General features: G+C 67.3%; 15 protein-coding genes. 9 read left to right on the forward strand and 6 right to left on the reverse strand.

The window, feature by feature from the left end:
* Positions 1-113 precede the first annotated feature (113 nt).
* The 7 genes from groL to rarD all read left to right on the forward strand — a co-directional run bounded on the left by groL (position 114) and on the right by rarD (position 10,358).
* A complete protein-coding gene (gene groL, locus CRO39_RS05360; RefSeq protein ID WP_097120861.1) occupies positions 114-1,754 on the forward strand; it encodes a chaperonin GroEL in 1,641 nt (546 codons plus the stop codon).
* A 411-nt stretch (positions 1,755-2,165) separates the two neighbouring features.
* Positions 2,166-3,239: a 3-deoxy-7-phosphoheptulonate synthase gene (locus tag CRO39_RS05365; protein WP_097121298.1), complete on the forward strand. Its 1,074-nt coding sequence runs from the start codon at positions 2,166-2,168 to the stop codon at positions 3,237-3,239.
* A gap of 626 nt (positions 3,240-3,865) precedes the next feature.
* Positions 3,866-4,876 (forward strand): lipoyl synthase, encoded by a 1,011-nt coding sequence (gene lipA / locus CRO39_RS05370; RefSeq protein ID WP_097120862.1) that lies wholly within the window; start codon positions 3,866-3,868, stop codon positions 4,874-4,876.
* A 303-nt stretch (positions 4,877-5,179) separates the two neighbouring features.
* The gene (locus CRO39_RS05375; protein ID WP_097120863.1) at positions 5,180-7,363 is read left to right on the forward strand and encodes a carboxy terminal-processing peptidase; all 2,184 of its coding nucleotides are present in this window, start codon (positions 5,180-5,182) and stop codon (positions 7,361-7,363) included.
* A gap of 86 nt (positions 7,364-7,449) precedes the next feature.
* On the forward strand, positions 7,450-8,268 hold the full coding sequence (locus CRO39_RS05380; protein ID WP_238394492.1) for a bifunctional transcriptional activator/DNA repair enzyme AdaA: 819 nt from the start codon (positions 7,450-7,452) through the stop codon (positions 8,266-8,268).
* 267 nt (positions 8,269-8,535) lie between these two features.
* A complete protein-coding gene (yedA, locus tag CRO39_RS05385; RefSeq protein ID WP_097120865.1) occupies positions 8,536-9,444 on the forward strand; it encodes a drug/metabolite exporter YedA in 909 nt (302 codons plus the stop codon).
* The gene (rarD, locus tag CRO39_RS05390; RefSeq protein WP_097120866.1) at positions 9,441-10,358 is read left to right on the forward strand and encodes an EamA family transporter RarD; all 918 of its coding nucleotides are present in this window, start codon (positions 9,441-9,443) and stop codon (positions 10,356-10,358) included. The genes yedA and rarD overlap by 4 nt, the downstream gene beginning before the upstream one ends.
* 197 nt (positions 10,359-10,555) lie before the next feature.
* Here rarD and CRO39_RS05395 read toward each other — a convergent pair whose 3' ends face one another.
* The 3 genes from CRO39_RS05395 to CRO39_RS05405 all read right to left on the reverse strand — a co-directional run bounded on the left by CRO39_RS05395 (position 10,556) and on the right by CRO39_RS05405 (position 13,977).
* A complete protein-coding gene (locus CRO39_RS05395; RefSeq protein WP_097120867.1) occupies positions 10,556-11,155 on the reverse strand; it encodes a hypothetical protein in 600 nt (199 codons plus the stop codon).
* A gap of 13 nt (positions 11,156-11,168) precedes the next feature.
* A complete protein-coding gene (locus tag CRO39_RS05400) occupies positions 11,169-13,367 on the reverse strand; it encodes a xanthine dehydrogenase family protein molybdopterin-binding subunit (RefSeq protein WP_097120868.1) in 2,199 nt (732 codons plus the stop codon).
* Positions 13,368-13,521: 154 nt separating this feature from the next.
* Positions 13,522-13,977 (reverse strand): (2Fe-2S)-binding protein, encoded by a 456-nt coding sequence (locus tag CRO39_RS05405; RefSeq protein WP_097120869.1) that lies wholly within the window; start codon positions 13,975-13,977, stop codon positions 13,522-13,524.
* A 194-nt stretch (positions 13,978-14,171) separates the two neighbouring features.
* On the opposite strand from CRO39_RS05405, the gene CRO39_RS05410 reads away from it, so the two are divergent.
* Positions 14,172-15,137, forward strand: a complete 966-nt coding sequence (locus tag CRO39_RS05410; RefSeq protein WP_097121299.1) for an XdhC family protein — start codon at positions 14,172-14,174, stop codon at positions 15,135-15,137.
* Positions 15,134-15,751 (forward strand): nucleotidyltransferase family protein, encoded by a 618-nt coding sequence (locus CRO39_RS05415; RefSeq protein ID WP_162125656.1) that lies wholly within the window; start codon positions 15,134-15,136, stop codon positions 15,749-15,751. The genes CRO39_RS05410 and CRO39_RS05415 overlap by 4 nt, the downstream gene beginning before the upstream one ends.
* A gap of 60 nt (positions 15,752-15,811) precedes the next feature.
* Here CRO39_RS05415 and CRO39_RS05420 read toward each other — a convergent pair whose 3' ends face one another.
* From CRO39_RS05420 to CRO39_RS05430, 3 genes are all read right to left on the reverse strand, one after another.
* Positions 15,812-16,894 (reverse strand): alpha/beta fold hydrolase, encoded by a 1,083-nt coding sequence (locus tag CRO39_RS05420; protein WP_097121300.1) that lies wholly within the window; start codon positions 16,892-16,894, stop codon positions 15,812-15,814.
* Positions 16,895-17,199: 305 nt separating this feature from the next.
* Complete coding sequence (locus CRO39_RS05425; RefSeq protein ID WP_097120871.1) at positions 17,200-18,513, reverse strand: ABC transporter permease; 1,314 nt, start codon at positions 18,511-18,513, stop codon at positions 17,200-17,202.
* A 103-nt stretch (positions 18,514-18,616) separates the two neighbouring features.
* Entirely contained in the window at positions 18,617-19,777 is a 1,161-nt protein-coding gene (locus tag CRO39_RS05430) for an ABC transporter permease (protein WP_097120872.1), read from the reverse strand.
* Positions 19,778-19,811 lie beyond the last annotated feature (34 nt).

Raw genomic sequence — 19,811 nt, forward strand, 5'->3', positions numbered from 1 at the left:
AGGGAATCGGAAAAGCGCTTCGCGTCGATTTACCACCACGATCTCCATCCACCGCAATGTCATTTTGCTTCTAACGATTCCCCATTCTCAGTTCCCCATTTCCGGAGTTTCAAATGGCAGCTAAAGATATCCGTTTCGGCGAAGACGCCCGTTCGCGCATGGTGCGCGGCGTGAACACGCTGGCCAATGCCGTCAAGGCCACCCTGGGCCCGAAGGGCCGCAACGTCGTGCTCGAGAAGAGCTACGGCGCCCCCACCATCACCAAGGACGGCGTGTCCGTGGCCAAGGAAATCGAACTGGCCGACAAGTTCGAGAACATGGGCGCGCAGATGGTCAAGGAAGTCGCTTCCAAGACCTCCGACAACGCCGGTGACGGCACCACCACCGCCACCGTGCTGGCGCAGGCGCTGATCCGCGAAGGTTCCAAGGCGGTCGCCGCCGGCATGAACCCGATGGACCTGAAGCGCGGCATCGACAAGGCCGTGGTCGCCGCCGTGGCCGAGCTGAAGAAGATCAGCAAGCCCACCGCCGACGACAAGGCCATCGCCCAGGTCGGCACCATTTCGGCCAACTCGGATTCCAACATCGGCGACATCATCGCCGAAGCGATGAAGAAGGTCGGCAAGGAAGGCGTGATCACGGTTGAGGAAGGTTCGGGCCTGGAGAACGAACTGGACGTGGTCGAGGGCATGCAGTTCGACCGCGGCTACCTGTCGCCGTACTTCATCAACAACCAGCAGAGCCAGCAGGTCGAATTCGACGACCCGTTCATCCTGATCCACGACAAGAAGGTCTCCAACGTCCGCGAACTGCTGCCGGTGCTGGAAGGCGTGGCCAAGGCCGGCAAGCCGCTGCTGATCGTGGCTGAAGAGGTCGAAGGCGAAGCGCTGGCCACCCTGGTGGTCAACACCATCCGCGGCATCGTCAAGGTTGCCGCCGTCAAGGCGCCGGGCTTCGGCGACCGCCGCAAGGCCATCCTGGAAGACATCGCCACGCTGACCAACGGCACGGTGATCTCCGAGGAAGTCGGCCTGCAGCTGGAAAAGGCCACCATCAACGACCTGGGCCGCGCCAAGAAGGTCGTGGTGTCGAAGGAAAACACCACCATCATCGATGGCGCCGGCGAAGCCGACCGCATCCAGGCCCGCATCAAGCAGATCAAGGCGCAGATCGAAGAGACCTCTTCGGACTACGACCGCGAGAAGCTGCAGGAACGCGTGGCCAAGCTGGCCGGCGGCGTGGCCGTCATCAAGGTCGGTGCCGCCACCGAAGTCGAAATGAAGGAAAAGAAGGCCCGCGTTGAAGACGCCCTGCACGCCACCCGTGCGGCGGTGGAAGAAGGCGTGGTCCCGGGCGGCGGCGTCGCCCTGATCCGCGCGCTGCAGGCCATCGGCGAGCTGAAGGGTAACAACGAAGACCAGAACCACGGCATCAACATCGCCAAGCGCGCGATGGAAGCCCCGCTGCGCGAAATCGTCGCCAACTGCGGCGAAGAGCCGTCGGTGGTGCTGAACAAGGTCGCCAGCGGCGAAGGCAACTTCGGCTACAACGCCCAGACCGGCGAGTACGGCGACATGATCGCCTTCGGCATCCTGGACCCGACCAAGGTCACCCGTTCGGCGCTGCAGAACGCGGCCTCGATCGCCGGCCTGATGATCACCACCGAAGCCATGGTGGCCGAAGCGCCGAAGAAGGACGAACCGGCGATGCCGCCGGGCGGCGGCATGGGCGGCATGGGCGGCATGGATTTCTAAGTCCCGCTTCCCGTTGCAACCGCACCACAAAGACCCCGCCGAAAGGCGGGGTTTTTTGTTGCCCGATCATTTTCCCTGCAGGAGCGACGTGAGTAGCGATGAGGCTTTACCGGTAAAGCCCAATCGCGACTCACCCGTGCCGGCATGCCGGCACGACTCCTACACTCGCCTCCGCGGCGGTTGCAGATGAAACATTCGCAAGCCGCAAAAGGCTGTGCTATCAATGCAGGCGATGACTCTCTCCTGCCACCGTTTTTACTTCTGGTATTACGGATTTCCAATGCCATTGGCGGAGGAAGGGCAGCATTCATCCTGAAGTTTCACTCGGAGAATCCCCTTGAGCCGCCAGCGCAACTGGCGGCTTTTTTATTGCCGTCGCGCCAGCGGAAACCCTTGCAACAGGAGCAACCCGTGCCCCCCTACACCGACGATCTGCGCATCCGCAGGCTCGACACCCTCAGCACCCCGGCCGAAGTGATCGCCGAGCTGCCTTGCGACGATGCCGCTTCCGATACCGTGGCCGGCGCGCGCCGGGCGCTGCACCGGATCCTGCATGGCCAGGACGACCGCTTGGCGGTCGTGATCGGGCCATGCTCCATCCACGATCCGGAAGCGGCGATGGAATATGCGGATCGGTTGCGGCCGCTGCGCGATACCTTGGGCGGCGAGCTGGAAATCGTCATGCGCGTGTACTTCGAAAAACCGCGCACCACGGTGGGCTGGAAAGGCCTGATCAACGATCCGGATCTGGACAACAGCTTCAACATCAACCGCGGCCTGCGGCTGGCGCGCGGCCTGTTGCGCGATATCAACGCATTGGGATTGCCGGCCGGCTGCGAATACCTGGACACCATTTCCCCGCAATACATCAGCGACCTGGTGGCCTGGGGCGCGATTGGCGCGCGCACCACCGAGAGCCAGATCCACCGCGAAATGGCCTCGGGCCTGTCGTGCCCGGTCGGCTTCAAGAACGGCACCAGCGGCGACATCAGGATCGCCGCCGATGCGGTCAGCGCCGCCAGCCATCCGCATCATTTCCTGGCCGTCACCAAGGACGGGCGTTCGGCCATCGCCGCCACCGCCGGCAATCCGGACTGCCATGTGATCCTGCGCGGCGGCAAGCAGCCCAACTACGATGCCGCCAGCGTCGAAGCGGCCAGCCAGGTGCTGGCCAAGGCCGGCCTGGAGGCGCGGCTGATGATCGACGCCAGCCACGCCAACAGCGGCAAGCGCCCGGAAAACCAGCCGCTGGTGATCGACGACATCGCCGCCCAGATCGAAGCCGGCGAAACCCGCATCATCGGTGCGATGGTGGAAAGCCATCTGGTCGGCGGGCGCCAGGATCTGCTGCCGGGCCAGGCGCTCACCTACGGCCAGAGCATCACCGACGGCTGCATCGGCTGGGAGGAATCGGCACAGGTGCTGGAGCGGCTGGCCGCAGCGGTGCGGCGGCGGCGCGAGCGGCGCACCGCGCAGGCGGCATAGGCGTGTCATCAGTGGGTAGTCACGCTCCGGGTACGCGCACGATGGGAGCCGAGCTTGCCCCGTCTCGGCTGGCGCCCGTATCGGCAGGCAAGGCGAAGTCGCTCGCCCTGAAACGATGACCATCGCATCGCCGTGGCGGGGTGGTCCGCTGGATCTGGGGGCGCATTGCCGGAGGGCGCGGGTACCACACTCAGGTCCGGATTTGCGCAACTTGGACCCTCCTTCCCTATTCAGTTTCGGTGCCGCCAGCGGTAGGGAGCCCAGGTCCGGCGCGACCGGCGAATTGGTCTGATATCGGTAACATCCAATGCTGGCAATGCCTTTGCCGACTTTGGCATTAACCGGCGCTGAGTCCCCCAACTGTACTCTTCAGTGCTGTTTTGCAGTGCAGCGTGCAAGATGGGTGAAACGTCCTTCACGATGGCCCCGCATCCCGACGTGGGGGAGGGAGCAAAGCCCGCAACTGGCCTGGCCATTGCGGGCTTTTTTATTGCCTGCGCCGCCAGCGAAACTGCCCGTGGTCGCGACTGAACGCCGGCTCTGCGGCCGCAGGCCAGATGCAGGGTTGCGGCAAGGCCGGCAAAGCCGCCTGCGGCGCCGGTGGCGGAAGGGTTTAGAATTGTCGGATGTCCGAATCCTCCACCCGCCAGATTCCGCTTCAGGTCGTCAATGCCGCCGCTCCGGCCACCCCGCTGGAAACCGGCGCCAAACAGCTGGGCGGCGACAAGATTTCGCGCTCGCCGGTGCAGTTCGCAGACGCGCCGGTGCTGCGCAAGCCGTCGTGGATCCGCGTGCGCATTCCGTCCGACGGTTCGGTGGCCCGGCTCAAGGCCAAGCTGCGCGAAAACCGCCTGGTCACCGTGTGCGAAGAAGCCAGCTGCCCGAACATCCACGAATGCTTCGGCCATGGCACCGCCACGTTCATGATCCTGGGCGAGGTCTGCACGCGTCGCTGCTCGTTCTGCGATGTCGCCCATGGCCGTCCCAAGCCGCCGGATGCCGGCGAACCGCTGAGCCTGGCCACCACCGTTGCCGACATGAGCCTGAAATACGTGGTGGTGACCTCGGTGGACCGCGACGATCTGCGCGATGGCGGCGCCCAGCATTTCGTCGATTGCATCGCCGCCATCCGCGAGCATTCGCCCAGGACCCGGATCGAGATCCTGACCCCGGATTTCCGCGGCAAGGGCCGCATGGATCGCGCGCTGGAAATCCTTTCCGCGAATCCGCCGGACGTGTTCAACCACAACATCGAAACCGTGCCGGATCTGTACCCCAATGTGCGCCCGGGCGCCGATTACCAGTGGTCGCTGACCCTGCTGCAGCGCTTCAAGCAGCAGCATCCGCAGCTGCCGACCAAGTCCGGCATCATGCTGGGCCTGGGCGAGACGATGGAACAGGTCAAGGCCACCCTGGGCGATCTGCGTGCGCATGACGTGGACATGGTCACCATCGGCCAGTACCTGCAGCCGACCGCGCACCACCACCCGGTGATGCGTTACTGGACCCCGGACGAATTCAAGGAGTTCGAGCTCTACGGCTACGAACTGGGTTTCAGCCACGTCGCCTCCGGCCCGCTGGTGCGCTCGTCCTACCACGCCGATCAGCAGGCCGCCGGAGCCGGCGTCGCCGCGTAAGGCGGGCCCGGCTCGCCACCGCCATTCATCCGACCCGTTCGAACAATCCTCGGAACCGCCGCCCCCGAGCAACGGCCGGCCGCAATGGCGGGCCAGGGCACGCCATGCAGTGCCCGCGTGAAGGCAGCGGGCCGGTACGCTGCGGTCGTACCGGGAACCGTTCACTTTTTCCTACATTTCCCGGGCTAGGCTGCCGATAGCCTGGCTGCAGGCAGATGACAAGCGCTGCAACTTTCGGCACTGTCTGCCTGTCAGAGCCCACCGCAGCATCCTTTTACTGGCCCCAACGGCCGCGAGTAGCCGATGAAATTGAAGAAATTCCCCGTTCTGCTGTTGTCGCTGGCCCTGGTCACGCCGCTGGCGCTGCTGGCGCGTGCCGATGGCGACGCGCTGCCTGCCACCGCGCCGACCGCCGATCAGGCCACCACGTCCAAGCTGGTCTACGGCCTGCTGTCCGACAGCCGCTATGCCTATCGGCCGCGCGCGCTGGATGACGCCTTGTCGCAGGACGTGTTCAAGCGCTACCTGGAAGCGCTGGATGGCGGCAAGCAGTTCTTCACTGCGCAGGACATCGCCAAGTTCGCGCCCTACCAGACGCAGATGGACGATGCGATCCGCAGCGGCAATCTGGAGCCGGCCTACGACATCTTTGCCGTCTACCGGCAGCGCGTCGATCAGCGGGTCGCCTACGCGCGCGCGCTGCTCAAGCAGGATTTCGATTTCAGCGGCGATGAACGCTGGGAATACGACCGCGAAAAGGCGCCGTGGCCGGCCGACGCGCAGGAACTGGACGGGATCTGGCGCAAGTCGGTGATGAACGACTGGCTGCGGCTCAAGCTGGCCGGCAAGAAGCCCGAAGACATCCGCAAGACGCTGGACAAGCGCTACGCCAACCTCAAGCGCAGCGTCGGCGAGCTGAAGAGCGAGGACGTGTTCCAGACGTTCCTCAATGCCTATACCAGCGCCATCGATCCGCATACCGATTACTTCACGCCCAAGACGGCCGAAAACTTCAACCAGTCGATGTCGCTTTCGCTGGAAGGCATCGGCGCGGTGCTGCAGCGGCAGGACGATCTGATCGCCATCCGCGAAATCGTGCCGGGCGGTCCGGCCGATCTGAGCGGCAAGCTGAAGGTCGGCGACCGCATCGTGTCGGTCGGGCAGGGCGCCTCCGGTCCGATGACCGATGTCATCGGCTGGCGCATCGATGATGTGGTCGCGCAGATCCGCGGCAAGAAGGACACCAAGGTCCGCCTTGAATACATTCCGGCCGAGGCCGGCATCGACGGCGCGCACCAGCAGGTGGTCATCACCCGGCAGAAGGTCAAACTGGAAGAGCAGGCCGCCAAGGCCGAGACCATTGTCGTCCCGGCAGGTGCCGGCGAGCCCGAGCGCCGCATCGGCGTGATCAAGCTGCCGGCGTTCTATCAGGACTTCGAAGGCCGCCGCCGCAATCCCAACGACTTCACTTCCGCTACCCGCGACATCGCGCGGCTGCTGGCGCAGTTCAAGATCGACGGCGTCGACGGCGTGGTGATGGATCTGCGCCAGAATGGCGGCGGTTCGCTGGACGAGGCCATCGAGTTGACCGGCCTGTTCATCGACAAGGGCCCGGTGGTGCAGGTGCGCGAATCCGGCGGCCGGGTGACGGTCAACAGCGATCGCAAACCCGGTGTGGCCTGGGACGGGCCGCTGGCGGTGCTGATCAACCGCGGTTCGGCCTCGGCCTCGGAGATTTTTGCCGGCGCCATCCAGGACTACGGCCGCGGCCTGGTCATCGGCGAAACCAGCTTCGGCAAGGGCACGGTGCAGAACCTGGTCGATCTGGACCGCTGGCCGGCCAACGAAAAGCCCCGCTTCGGCCAGGTCAAGCTGACCATCGCGCAGTTCTTCCGCGTGGCCGGCGGCAGCACCCAGCACAAGGGCGTGGTGCCGGACATCGCGTTCCCGGTCAGCGTCGATGCCACCGAATACGGCGAAAACACCTACGACAACGCGCTGCCGTGGACCAAGATCGCCGCGGTGCCGCACACCCAGTACGGCAACTTTGCCCCGCTGTTGCCGCGCCTGGAAGCGCGCCACGCCGCGCGCGTGGTCGACGACCGCGAGTTCCAGTGGTGGGCCGAGGATGTGGCGCATTTCCGCGCCGAAAAGGCCAAGAAGTACGTCTCGTTGAACGAGTCCGAGCGCCGCGCCGAGCGCGACCGGCAGGAAACCCAGCGCAAGCAGCGGCAGGAAGAGCGCCGCGCGCTGGGACTGGCGCTGGACCCGCTGGCCGACGATTCGCTGGACGACGGGCTGGGCGCGGCCGAGCGCGACATCGTCAAGGATGCCGCGCGCGAGAAGCTGGCCGAGAAGCGCCCGGACCCGCTGTTGCGCGAGTCGGCCGCCATCCTGGCCGACGCCATCGACGTGCTTGGCCAGGACCGCCAACTGTCGGCGCAGGTACTGCCCGAATCCAGCGGTCCCGGCCGCTGGGCCGAGTAAGCGCAACCCGGGCGGGTACCGGGGCCAGGCGCAAGATCCGGATAGCGGCCGCATTGCGGCCGCTTTACATTGCAGGCATGAACCTCATGTCGAACAAGACCGATCCCCTGCAGCAGGCGCGCCGGCTGCTCGATGAAGGCGAGCCGACGCTGGCCCAGCTGGCCTCGCGCACCGGACTGAGCGCCTCGCATCTGCAACGGCGCTTCCGCGCCCGCTACGGCATCAGCCCGGCCGAATACCTGGCGCAGAAAAAGCTGGGCGTGCTGAAATCGGCGCTGCGGGCCGGCAGCGATGTCACCACCGCGCTGTACGACGCCGGCTACGGGTCGCCATCGCGGGTCTACGAGCAGAGTTCCAGCCGGCTGGGCATGACCCCGGCCACCTACCGCGCCGGTGGCAGCGGGGTGGAGATTCGCTGGTCGATGGTCGATACCGCATTGGGCAAGGCGCTGGTGGCGGCGACCGAGCGCGGCATCTGCGCCATCGAGCTGGGCGGCGATGCCGAAGCGCTGCAAGCGCGGCTGCGGCAGGAATTTCCGCAGGCGGCGATAGAGCGGGTAGATGCCGGCCGCGACGAATTCCTTGCCCCGCGGCTGCGCGCAGTGGCCGACCGCCTGGCCGGCCTGAGCGCGGATCTGCCGCTGGATCTGATGGGCACCAGTTTCCAGAAACGGGTGTGGGAAGCGTTGATGAAAATCCCGGCCGGCCAGACCCTGAGTTACGCCACGCTGGCGCAGCAACTGGGCCAGCCGCGCGCGGCGCGGGCAGTGGCCAGCGCCTGCGCGCGCAACCGGTTGGCGGTGGTGGTGCCGTGCCACCGCATCGTTCGCGGCGATGGTTCGCTGGGCGGGTACCGCTGGGGCCTGCCGATGAAACAGAGCCTGCTCGAACGCGAACGGGCTTGACCTGATTTCTTGTGGGAGTGCTTGTTGTGGGAGCGACGTGAGTCGCGACCGCGAATCCGAGGAACGATAGAGAGAGCCGTTCGCCATCTCGGACGCGCTGCGGCGCGTTCTTCATCGCGCATACCGGACGGCTATCGGGGCGCGGGCGCGACTTGAGCCAAATGCAATGTGCCGTATCAATCCTTTCACATGGCATACCGGCATGGCGACGTTCCGGCGACCCGGTGTTGCCCTAGAATGGGTGCCTGACAGCTCCCCCTGCTTCCCATGACTTCCTCCGTCTCCACTGCGGCCGCGCCTGTGCGTGCCGGCTGGGCCGTCGCCGCTGCGTTGGCCATCGTCTATGTCGTGTGGGGTTCCACCTACCTGGGAATCCGCTTTGCGCTGGAAGGCGGTTTTCCGCCGTTGCTGGCGGTTTCCGGCAGCCGCTTCGTCGTGGCCGGCGCCGTGCTGTTCGCGTTCCTGCGCTGGCGCGGGGTGGCCGCGCCGACGCGCGCGCACTGGAAGAATCTGGCGGTGATGGGCGCGCTGCTGTTGCTGGTAGGCAACGGTGGAGTGGTGCTGGCCGAAGAGACGGTTTCTTCCGGGCTGGCGGCGGTGGCGGTGGCGTCGGTGCCGCTGTGGATGGGACTGTTCGGCGCCATGCGCGGCCAGCATCCCAGTCACGGCGAATGGCTGGGCATCGTGGTCGGATTCGCCGGCGTGGTCTGGCTCAATGCCGGCGGCAGCCTGACCGCTACCCCAACCGGCCTGGTGCTGTTGCTGATTGCGCCGATCGCCTGGGCCTACGGTTCGGTGTGGTCGCGCGGCCGCGAACTGCCGTCGCCGTTCATGGCCGCTGCCGCACAGATGCTGCTGGCCGGCTTCATGCTGATGGCGGCCGGATTGCTGCGCGGCGAGCGCTTCGACAGCGACTGGACCGTGCAGGGCGCGCTGGCGGTCGGTTACCTGGCCGTGTTCGGTTCCATCATTGCGTTTACCGCCTACGTCTGGCTGCTGCACAACGTGCGCTCGGTGCTGGCCGGCAGCTACGCCTACGTCAATCCCGTGATCGCGGTGGCGCTGGGTGCCTGGCTGGCCAACGAGCGTTTCAGCGCCGGCGAGTTCGGCGCGATGGCGGTCATCCTGGCCGGCGTGGTGATCATTACGCTGGCCAAGGCCAGGCGCAGCGCATGAACCCGGCCGCCGTGGATCGCAAGGGGCTGGCCATCACCGCCCTGACCTTCGTGCTGTGGGGCGTGGTGCCGCTGTACTGGCGCCTGCTCGACGCCGTGCCGTCGCTGCACATCATGGCCCACCGCGTGATCTGGAGCGGCGTGCTGGTGGTCGGCTGGCTGTTGCTGAGCAACGGCCTGGGCTGGTGGCGGCAGATGCGGGCGCGACCGCGCGCACTGGCGACGCTGGCACTGAGCAGCGTGACGATCGGGTTCAACTGGGGCCTTTACATCTGGGCGGTCAATGCCGGCCATGTGGTCGAAACCAGTCTGGGCTACTTCATCAATCCGCTGATCAACGTGGTGCTGGGCGTGGCGCTGCTGCGCGAGCGCCTGAGTCCGGCGCAATGGGTGGCGGTCGCTTTCGCGCTGCTGGGCGTGGCCTGGTTGACCTGGCATTCCGGATCGCCGCCGTGGATTGCGCTGGGGCTGGCGTTCTCGTTCGGCCTGTACGGATTGCTGCGCAAGCTGATCTCGGTCGATGCGGTGGCCGGGCTGGGCGTGGAAAGCGTCTACCTGTTCCTGCCGGCGCTGGCGTTCGTGGTGTGGGGCGAGATGGGCCACGGCGGCGGCTTTGTCGCCGACTGGGGCTGGCGCATCGATCTGTTGCTGATCTTCGCCGGCGTGGTCAGTGCGGTGCCGCTGATCGGATTCGCCTATGGCGTGCGGCGGATTCCGCTGTCGCTGGTTGGCCTGCTGCAGTACATCGCGCCGTCATTGCAGCTGTTGATCGGCGTGCTGGTGTTCAAGGAAGCCTTCGGCCCGGACCGCGCGGTCGGCTTTGCGTCGATCTGGCTGGGCCTGCTGATCTTCGCCAGCGACGGCCTGTGGCGTTCGCGCCGACGACCGGCAGCGGTGCCCGCGGCAGCGGAGTAGGCGTGCGCATCGTACGGATTGCGGCAGTAGGGCAGTGAGGCTTCGATAGAAGCCGCTTGCCGACAGGGTGAGGACAGGCTGGTCTTGCAGGAGCGACGTGAGTCGCGATGAAGCTCTACCGGTAAAGCTCCATCGCGACTCGCGTCGCTCCTACATGGAACTATCAGCAGGTTCTTGTTCCGATGGCGCGGCTTCGCTCAATGCTGGGCATCGCCGCGGGCGGTGGCGCCCGGTTCCGGGCACGGGCCGCCGGCATCGGCCCAGGCGGTGAACGCGGCGACGAAGCGGTCATGCGGCACCGGCACCGGGGCGCGGTCGCCGCCGGGTTCCCAGCCCCACAGCACCAGCTTGTCTTCGGCCACATGCTTGGTCAGCGCGGCGAAGTCGCGGCCGCCGTTGCGCTGCTTGTCCTTGATCATCGCGCACAGCTCGGCGGCGGGCAGGCCTATCCAGGCCATCTTCTGGTCCGGCGGCGGCAACTGCCAGTGCGGCGCACCGGGTGGCGCATGCGGGCCGTAGCCGGCCGGCGGATTGGCCTCGGCATGGCAGGTGGCGCAGGGCAGGCCGGGCGCGCCCTTGCCTTCGGGGCCGCGCACCACGTTCATCGCGTGCCGGGTCTGGCTGTCGAACTGCAGCGGCGCATCGCCGGGGATATGGCAGTTGATGCAGCGCGGGTGCTGGAATACCTGTTCGACGGTGGCGAAGGCCTGCAGCGCCTGCGCCTTCTGTTCGGGGCTGATGCGCGGGCCGCAGGCGGTGAGCACGGCCAGGGCAAGACAGGGCAGCAGGATACGCATTGGGTCGGTCTCCTCAGGCCGCGTTGTCGGCAGCGGGGGCGGCGGACAGCCGCAGCGGCAGTTCGCGCAGCCGTTGCCCGGTCAACGCGAACACGGCATTGGCCACCGCCGGGGCGATCGGCGGCGTGCCGGGTTCGCCGGCGCCGCCCATCTTTTCGGTGCTGGGCACGATGTGCACATCCACCACCGGCATCTCGTCGATGCGCAGCACGCGGTAGTCGTGGAAGTTGGATTCCTGCACCTGGCCTTGGCGCAGCGTCAGCGTCGAATGCAGGGCCGCGCCAAGGCCGAAGGCGATGCCCGATTCCATCTGCGCGCGCACCGCATCCGGATTGACCGCCGGCCCGCAGTCGATCGCGCAGACCACGCGGTGCACGCGGATGGCGCCGTCCTCGACCGAAACCTCGGCGGCCTGGGCGACGAAGCTGCCGAAGGATTCGTGCACGGCGATGCCGCGTCCGCGCCCGGGTACCGCTGGCGCGCTCCAGCCGAACTTCTCGGCGGCCAGTTCCAGCGCAGCCAGGTGGCGCGGATGCTTGGCCAGCAACGCACGCCGGTACTCGAGCGGACCGCGCCCGGCGGCATGGGCCAGTTCATCGACCAGGCTTTCCATCACAAAGGCGTTGTAGCTGTGGCCGACCGAACGCCACCACAGCACCGGAATGCCGGTGCTTGGCGAATGCAGATCGACCCGGTGCGCGGCGGTGCCGGTGACGTAGGGCGAATCGGACACGCCTTCGACCGAGGTGTGGTCCACGCCGTTGCGCACCATCATCGCCTCCATGAAGGTGCCGGCCATGATCGACTGGCCCACCAGCACCTGCCGCCACGCCACCGGCATGCCGTTCTCGTCCAGGCCGACGCTGGCCTTCTGCACGAAGGCCGAACGGTAGTAGCCGCCGCGGGTGTCGTCCTCGCGCGTCCACACCGTCTTGACCGGCGCGCCTGCGGCCTTGGCGATTTCGACCGCCTCGCTCACCACGTCCGAAGTGGGCGTGGCGCGGCGGCCGAATGCGCCGCCCAGGAACGGGGTGTGGATGAAGATCTTCTCCGGCGCCAGCCCGGTGATTCGCGCGGCGTTGCGTTGATCCAGGGTCGGGAACTGGGTGCCGCACCAGATGTCGCAGCGATCGGCCTGCAGCTTGACCGTGCAGTTCAGCGGTTCCATCGCCGCGTGCGCCAGGTAGGGCACGGCATATTCGGCGGCGACCGTGCGCGCGGCGCCGGCCAATGCGGCGTCGACGTTGCCGGCCTGCGCCGCCACCGCGCCGGGCGTATCGGCCAGTGCGGAGAATTCCCTGCGCAGCGCGTCGCTGTCCAGCGCGGCATGCTCGCCGGGATCCCAGTCGATCACCAGCGCATCGCGGCCCAGCTTGGCTGCCCAGTAGTGATCGGCCACGACCGCCACGCCGCTGGGCACCTGCAGCACCTGGCGCACGCCGGGTATCGCCTTGGCGGCGGTGTCGTCGATGGACCGGGGCTTGCCGCCGAACACCGGCGCGCGCGCAACCACGGCGGTCAGCAGGCCATCGAACTGCACGTCCATGCCGAACTTCGCCTGTCCGGTGATTTTTTCAGGGGTGTCCAGGCGCTTGGTGGGCTTGCCGATCACGCGCCAGTCGCTGGCGTCCTTCAACTTCAGCGTGTCCATCGCCGGCGGCGCCAGCTTGCCGGCATCGTCGGCAAGCGCGCCGTAGCGCAGCCGCTGGTTGCCGGCGATGACCTCGCCGTTCTCGGTACGGACCTCGGACGCCGGCACGCCGAAGCGCGTTGCCGCCGCCTGCACCAGCATCGCGCGCGCGGCTGCGCCGGCCTGGCGATAGCGATCGAATTCGGACCAGGTGGTGGTCGAACCGCCGGTGCCCTGCATGCCGAACACCGAACTGAAATAGGCTTCGGCGGCCGGCGCGTGCTCGACCCGGATCTTCGACCAGTCCGCATCCAGTTCTTCGGCAATCAGCATCGGCAGCGTGGTCCAGATGCCCTGGCCCATCTCCGCATGCGCCGACAGCACGGTGATGCTGTCGTCGCTGCCGATGCGCAGGTAGGCGTTGGGCGCGAATGCGCCGCTCGCGCCATCGGCGGCCGCGGCTTGCTGCGCCATCGCCAGGCGCCTGGCGCCAGGCACGACGAAGGCCACGACCAGGCCGCCGCCGAGCGCGGCGCCTGCCTTGAGGAAGTTGCGGCGGGAAGTGCGGGTGACAGCGTTCACGGCAATCTCCGGTGTCTGTTGTCATCTCCCCATCGGGAGACGTCGGCGCGACGCGCCGGATGAAGCCTGGTGGAGCGGCGGGGCCGGGACTGGTTCCATTGCCGGTTGAACCGCAGCCTCGCTCCACCCTTCTCCCGCAAGCGGGAGAAAACCTTCAAGCCTTGCCGATCTCCGCGGCGCGATGCACCGCCGCACGGATGCGCTGGTAGGTGCCGCAACGGCAGAGGTTGCCGGCCAGGGCCTGATCGATATCGGTGTCGCTGGGGGTCGGTATCGCCGCCAGCAATGCCGCTGCGGACATGATCTGCCCGGACTGGCAGTAGCCGCATTGCACGACATCAAGCTCGGCCCAGGCCCGTTGCACCGGGTGCTCGCCGTTGGCCGACAGGCCTTCGATGGTGGTGATCGATTTGCCTTCCACGGCGGCCACCGGGGTGACGCAGGCGCGCAGCGGCGCGCCATCGATGTGCACGGTGCAGGCGCCGCACTGGGCGATGCCGCAACCGAACTTGGTGCCGGTCAGCCCCATCAGATCCCGCAATGCCCACAGCAGCGGCATGTCGGGCGGGGCATCGATCTCGTGTTCCGAACCGTTGACGTGCAGCTTCATCGCGACTCCCTGGCGGTGGCTTGGGAATGGTTGACATTACGCCCCCTCCGCGCCGCTTGCCAACTGCCGTGGCGCCCAGATGATTGCCTGATCCTGCAGGATGTTTGCCCGATTCCTGACGCGCCCGCTGCGGCTGCGATATCCGGGGTTTTCGCAGTTGCCAATCCGCCTTGGCCTGGGCCATCTTGATGCGCATGTCCAGCCACGCCCACATCCTCGAACACTCCGCGCACGCGGCAGCCGATGCGCAGCCGGCGGTGCTGGCGCTGGTGATCGACACCAAAGGATCGACCTACGTGCGCGCCGGCGGCATGGCCTTGTTCGGACCGGCACAGCAGCAGCGGGGCTGGCTCAGCGGCGGTTGCCTGGAGCCGGAGATCGCCGAACGCGCTGCGGAGGCCGGGCGCGATGGGCAACTGGCATGGATGGAAATCGACACCCGCGACGATGAGGATCTGTTTGCCGGTTCGGCGCTGGGATGCCGCGGCCGCCTGCGCATTGCGTTGATACCGCTGCAGCGCACGCCGGGTTGGGCGGAACTGGTGCAGGCATGGCGCCAGCGCCAGGGCGAACTGCGGTTGCAACTGCAGGCCGATGGCGCGCTGGCCGCCAGCGTCGGCGATCAGCGCCAGCGGTGGCGGATGAGCGCGTCGCCGCCGCCCTGGCCGGCAACGGCCACCATGCAGGTGTCGATTGCGCCGCCGCCGGCGGTGGCGGTGTTCGGCGCCGGACCGGAAACGCCGCTGCTGTTGCCGTTGCTGCGGCAGTCCGGCTGGATGATCCGGCTGATCGAACGGCGCCCGCGCTGGCTGCCGATGCGCGACGCTGCCGACGATACGATCGAAGCCACACCTGCATCGGCGGCAAAGGCGGTGGCCGATGACCGCTTCGATGCGGCACTGGTCATGCACCATCATTTCGAACTGGACCGTGAGGCGCTGGCGTCGCTGGCCGATACCGCCATCCCGTTCGTCGGCCTGCTGGGCCCGCCGCGCCGCCGCGACGATCTGTTCCGCCTACTGGCACCGGCCGCGCGCGAGCGGCTGCTGGCGCGCCTGCGCTCGCCGGTGGGGCTGGATCTGGGCGGCCATGGACCCGAAGCGATCGCGTTGAGCATCGCCGCGCAGTTGCAGGCCTGGCGCAACGGGCGCCCGTTGTGAATGCGCATGCGGCCATCGTGCTGGCGGCCGGCGGCAGCCAGCGCCTGGGCCGGCCCAAGCAATTGCTGAGCCGCGATGGCGAGACGCTGGTGCACCGCGCGCTGCGGCTGGCGGCGACGACGCAACCGCAGCGCATCCTGCTGGTGACCGGCGCGCACGCGCCGGAAATCGCCGCCGCCTGCGCGGATCTGCCGGTCCAGATTGTCGACAACCCGGCCTGGCGGCAGGGTCTGGGCAGCAGTCTGCGTGCGGCCGCGCAGGCGCTGGCGTCATCGGGCACGCCGCCGCGCCGCTGCCTGCTGCTGGCCTGCGATCAACCGGCGTTGCAAGCCGGACATCTGCGGGCGCTGCTGGATGCGGCGCAGCGCTCGCGCGCGCAATGCGCGCTGACCGATTATGGCGATGCCTGCGGCATCCCCGCCGTGGTGACTACCGCGCTGCTGGCGCAGGCGCCGGATCAGGATCGCGGATTGCGCGCGATACTGGCGGCCTTGCCGGAGAACGAAGTGGCGCGAGTAGCGAATGCCGAGTTGGCGCTGGATGTGGACACTGCCGAGGATCTGCGCGCGGCCATCGCGCGCGGCTGGCTCGATGCGGAGGATGTGCGCAACTGACTGCTGCGCCACAGGGCTCTTGCATCAAGACGTTGTTAAAAAAGACCGCTTCAAGCAGGGCTATCCCGGCAACTGCGGTTGCGGACATGCCTCACCGGCCGTTTGCGTCTGCGCAAACCAGTCATCGACGGTGGTGCCCAGCGTATCGATGCGCATCGGCAGGCTGAGGTGGTTTTCGCCGGCGATTTCCAGATAGCGCGCCCGCGCCGACGCCGATGCCAACCGGCGGCCGTGGCTGACCGGGATGTGCCTGTCTTCCTCGCCGTGAAGCAGCAGCACACAGGCGGGAACCGTGGCCAGCGCCGCGGCCACATCCACCCGGTCCAGGTTCAATGCCAGCTTGGCGTCGGCGGCAGCGATGACCTTGTCGATGTCCTGGTGCCCATAACGCCAGCGCCCCAGTTGCATGGCGACCCAGCTCCGCCAGTCGGTCGGCGGGATGGTCAGCATGTACGGCAGCATGTCGCGGATGCCGCGCCCCGCATTGGCGAACGACTCCATCGCCACCACGCCGCTGACCTCGCTGCCCATTGCCTGCGCGGTGAACACCGCAGTGGCGGCGCCGTAGGAAACGCCGAACAGGTACAGCGGGCCGACCACTTCGCCGCGCTGGCGCAGCGTGGCGATGACCGCCGCCACGTCGGCCGCCTCGCGGGTGCCATAGCCGGCCGCAGCGTGGCCGGACTGGCCGTGGTTGCGCAGGTCGATGCTGATGCTGCGGTAGCCGGCCTGCGCCAGCTGCAGCGCCCATGGCAGCAGCGAGTCGCCATCCATCATCCAGCCATGCAGCAGGACCACGGTGCCGCGCGGGGTTTGCGGTGCGGTCTTCGGCGCGCTGAAATCCAGCGAAAAATCCAGCTGCTGCGGATGCGCGGCGTCGCTGCCGATGCCGCGGTAGCGGTAGCGCAACCGGTAGTCGCCCGGATCGATGGCGCGCCAGAACAACGCTACGCCGGCCGGCGTCCGGATTTGGCCGCTGCGGTTGGGCAACGCGGCCAGTGCGGCGGCAATGCGCTGCTCGGGCAGCAACGGCGAAACGCCGCCCGGGGCGACCAGGCGTTCGCTCAGCGAAGTGGATGCGGTGGACCAGGCGTAGCCGGTAAGCAACAGGCAGGCGCAGGCCAGAAGCAGCAGGCGCAACATGATGGCGAAGAAACCGTGAGGGCCGGCCACCATACGCATCTACCCGGAACGCCGCTACCTCAAAACGATGACAGCTTGATGACAACGTGCCGCCGCCTGTCGTGTGCCATCTGCAGCGAGGTTGGCAGCGGCGGAGACGGGGTCAGGGCGGACAAGGGGCGGCATGGCCGCGGGCCCTCACCCCGGCCCTCTCCCGCAAGCGGGACGAATCTAAACCCTCTCCCGCAAGCGGGACGAATCTAAACCCTCTCCCGCAAGCGGGAGAGGGGGGAGTGCCAGCTGCGGGCGGGGACAGGCCCCAGCGCTCAAAGCGCGCGCAGCGCGGCGGTGATCGGCAGCCGCGCAGCGCGCAGCGCCGGGAACAGCCCGCCGACCAGGCCGATGCCCAGCGCCCATTTCAGTCCGCTCCACAGCAGTCCTGGCGAGACCTTGAACTGGAACACCACCTGGCTGAAGTTGGAGCCCAGCGTGGCCACGCTGTAGCCGTTGAAGACGGCCCAGGCAATCAGGCCGCCCAGCACGCCGCCCAGCAGCGCCAGCAGCATGGTTTCCAGCATCACCGCCATCACCACCGGCAGGCCGCGGAATCCGATCGCGCGCATGGTGGCGATCTCGCGCGCGCGCCCGGCCACCGCCGCGTACATCGTGTTGAGCGCGCCGAACACCGCGCCGACGGCCATGATGCTGCCGATGACCATGCCCAGGATGCGGATCAGGTTGGTCAGCATCTCGGTCTGCTTGGAGTAGTAGTCGCGCGTGGTCTGCACGTCCAGCTTCAACCGCGGATCGTTGTCCAACGCCGCCTTCAACTGATTGAAACCGTCCTTGCCGTCCAGGCCCACGGTGACCGACTGGTAGGCGCGGCGGTCGTAGGCCGAGGACAGCGTTTCGATATCGGTCCACAGCTCCGAATCGAACGCATCGCCCGAGGCGAACACGCCCACCACGGTCCAGTCCTGGTTGCCCAGCTTGATGGTCTTGCCGACCTCCAGGCCGCGGTACTGGCCCTTGGCGCCCTGGCCGACCACGATCTCGCGCACGCCGACATTGAACTTGCGTCCTTCGATCAGCTTGATCTGCGGGCGGATGGCCCAGGCCGCATCGCTGACGCCGCGGAACTGCGCGTTGGCGTCCTCGCCGGTGCTGGCGGTGGGCAGGTTGACCACCTGCGACAGCTCGGCCGACATCACCGCCCGGCCCTGCGCATCCTTGGCCACGCCGGGCAGGCTGCCGATCAGCGGCGACTGATCGCGGTTGATGACCGAATTGGTCTCGGCCTGCGAACCGCCGCGCAGCAGGATGGCGGTAGTGTCGTTGCCGGTCTGCTTCAGCGTGGCCTCGAAGCCTTCGCCCATCGCCAGCATCGCCACCAGCACGCCGACCACGCCGGCAATGCCGACGATGATCACCGACGAGGCGCCCCAGCGTTGCGGCAGGCTGGCGATGCCGATGCGCGTGGCCGCCAGCGCCACCCGGCCGCTACGCGTCAACGCCAGCCACAGCCCCACCAGCACCACCACGCCCAGCACACCCTGCCATGGCAGGGCGATCCACAGGCCCAGGCCGACGGCCAGCAGCACCACGGAAACCAGATTCCACAACCATTTCTTGTTCTTCATCGCTCAACTCCAATGCCGATGGACTGCCATCCGGCCCGGCGTTGCGCGCCGGGGGTTCTTGGAAAACTCGCGGCAGCGCCGCGCAGGCGGTTGCGGTTCACGGTCAGCGCCCGGCCAGCGCATCGACGATCTTCAGCCGCATTGCGCGCATCGCCGGCAGCGTACCCACCACCACGCCAATGAGCACCATCAGCAGCAGGCCCATCAGCCACGTCTCCAGCGGCACGCTGCCCACCGGCATGGCGCCGCGGCTGGCGGCGGCCAGTCCCGGCACAATCACCGCGGCCAGGCCCATGCCGATGGCGCCGCCCAGCACTACCAGCAGCACCGATTCGGCCAGCACCAGCAGCAGCACGGTGCGGTTGTTGAAGCCCAGCGTCTTCAGCACCGCCAGTTCGGGAATGCGTTCGCGCACCGCCTGCGCCATGGTGTTGCCGGTCAGCAGCAGCAGGGTGAAGAACACCGCGCCCATGATGGCGGTGACGATGAAGCCGATGTCGGCGAACTGCTTCAGGAACGACTGGTTGAACGCCTGCTCGGTCTGCGACTTGGTCTCGCGGTCGGAGTTCTCCGAGATCGCGTCGATGGCCTTGGCCACGCGGGTGGCGTGATCGACGTTGTCGAGTTTGACCATGTACCAGCCGACGTAGCCGTTGACGTACTGGTTGGCCTCGTCGAAATACTTCCAGTGGAACAGCAACTGGTTCTCTTCGCCCTTCTTCTTGTCGTCGGCCACGCGGAAGATCCCGCGCAAGGTCAGCGGCCAGGCGTTGCTGCCGTCCTTCTGCGGAAAGATGGTGGCCTGCAGCGGGATGGTGTCGCCGATCTTCCAGCCGTGGGTCTTGGCCAGCGATTCGCCGACCACCGCGCCGGTGCGGTCCTGCTCCCACGCCTTCAGTTGCTCCGGCGGAATGATGTACTCGGGGTAGAGATCCAGATAGCCCGGACCCACCGAGAAGTTGGGGAAGAAATTCCTGGGATCCTTGTAGATGCCGCCGAACCAGGCCGCATAGGCGACCTTCTGCACGCCCGGCGTGGCGGCGATTTTCTGCTCCAGGTTCAGCGGCAGCATCTGCGTCAGCGACAGCCGCGAGGATACGACCAGACGGTCGGCGCCGGCGACGCCGCCGCCGGACGTGAATGCCACGCGTACCGAGTCCAGCAGGCCGAACAGCAGGAATGCCGCCACCACCGACAGCAGCGTCAGCAGGGTGCGGGTCTTGCTGCGGAACAACGCGGACCAGATCAGGGAGAAATATTTCATGGTGCCTCCGTGTTTGACTCCCTTCCCGCAAAGG

Origin of the sequence: Pseudoxanthomonas wuyuanensis (assembly GCF_900215535.1) — a bacterium.
GTDB classification, from domain to species: Bacteria; Pseudomonadota; Gammaproteobacteria; order Xanthomonadales; family Xanthomonadaceae; genus Pseudoxanthomonas_A; species Pseudoxanthomonas_A wuyuanensis.

Bases quoted from the DNA above. Each gene is read 5' to 3' on its own strand.
- yedA (WP_097120865.1), top strand. From the start codon at position 8,536: ATGACTTCCTCCGTCTCCACTGCGGCCGCGCCTGTGCGTGCCGGCTGG.
- CRO39_RS05430 (WP_097120872.1), bottom strand. From the start codon at position 19,777: ATGAAATATTTCTCCCTGATCTGGTCCGCGTTGTTCCGCAGCAAGACC.
- CRO39_RS05410 (WP_097121299.1), top strand. From the start codon at position 14,172: ATGTCCAGCCACGCCCACATCCTCGAACACTCCGCGCACGCGGCAGCC.
- lipA (WP_097120862.1), top strand. From the start codon at position 3,866: ATGTCCGAATCCTCCACCCGCCAGATTCCGCTTCAGGTCGTCAATGCC.
- CRO39_RS05395 (WP_097120867.1), bottom strand. From the start codon at position 11,155: ATGCGTATCCTGCTGCCCTGTCTTGCCCTGGCCGTGCTCACCGCCTGC.
- CRO39_RS05405 (WP_097120869.1), bottom strand. From the start codon at position 13,977: ATGAAGCTGCACGTCAACGGTTCGGAACACGAGATCGATGCCCCGCCC.
- CRO39_RS05380 (WP_238394492.1), top strand. From the start codon at position 7,450: ATGTCGAACAAGACCGATCCCCTGCAGCAGGCGCGCCGGCTGCTCGAT.
- CRO39_RS05425 (WP_097120871.1), bottom strand. From the start codon at position 18,513: ATGAAGAACAAGAAATGGTTGTGGAATCTGGTTTCCGTGGTGCTGCTG.
- CRO39_RS05375 (WP_097120863.1), top strand. From the start codon at position 5,180: ATGAAATTGAAGAAATTCCCCGTTCTGCTGTTGTCGCTGGCCCTGGTC.
- CRO39_RS05420 (WP_097121300.1), bottom strand. From the start codon at position 16,894: ATGTTGCGCCTGCTGCTTCTGGCCTGCGCCTGCCTGTTGCTTACCGGC.
- groL (WP_097120861.1), top strand. From the start codon at position 114: ATGGCAGCTAAAGATATCCGTTTCGGCGAAGACGCCCGTTCGCGCATG.
- rarD (WP_097120866.1), top strand. From the start codon at position 9,441: ATGAACCCGGCCGCCGTGGATCGCAAGGGGCTGGCCATCACCGCCCTG.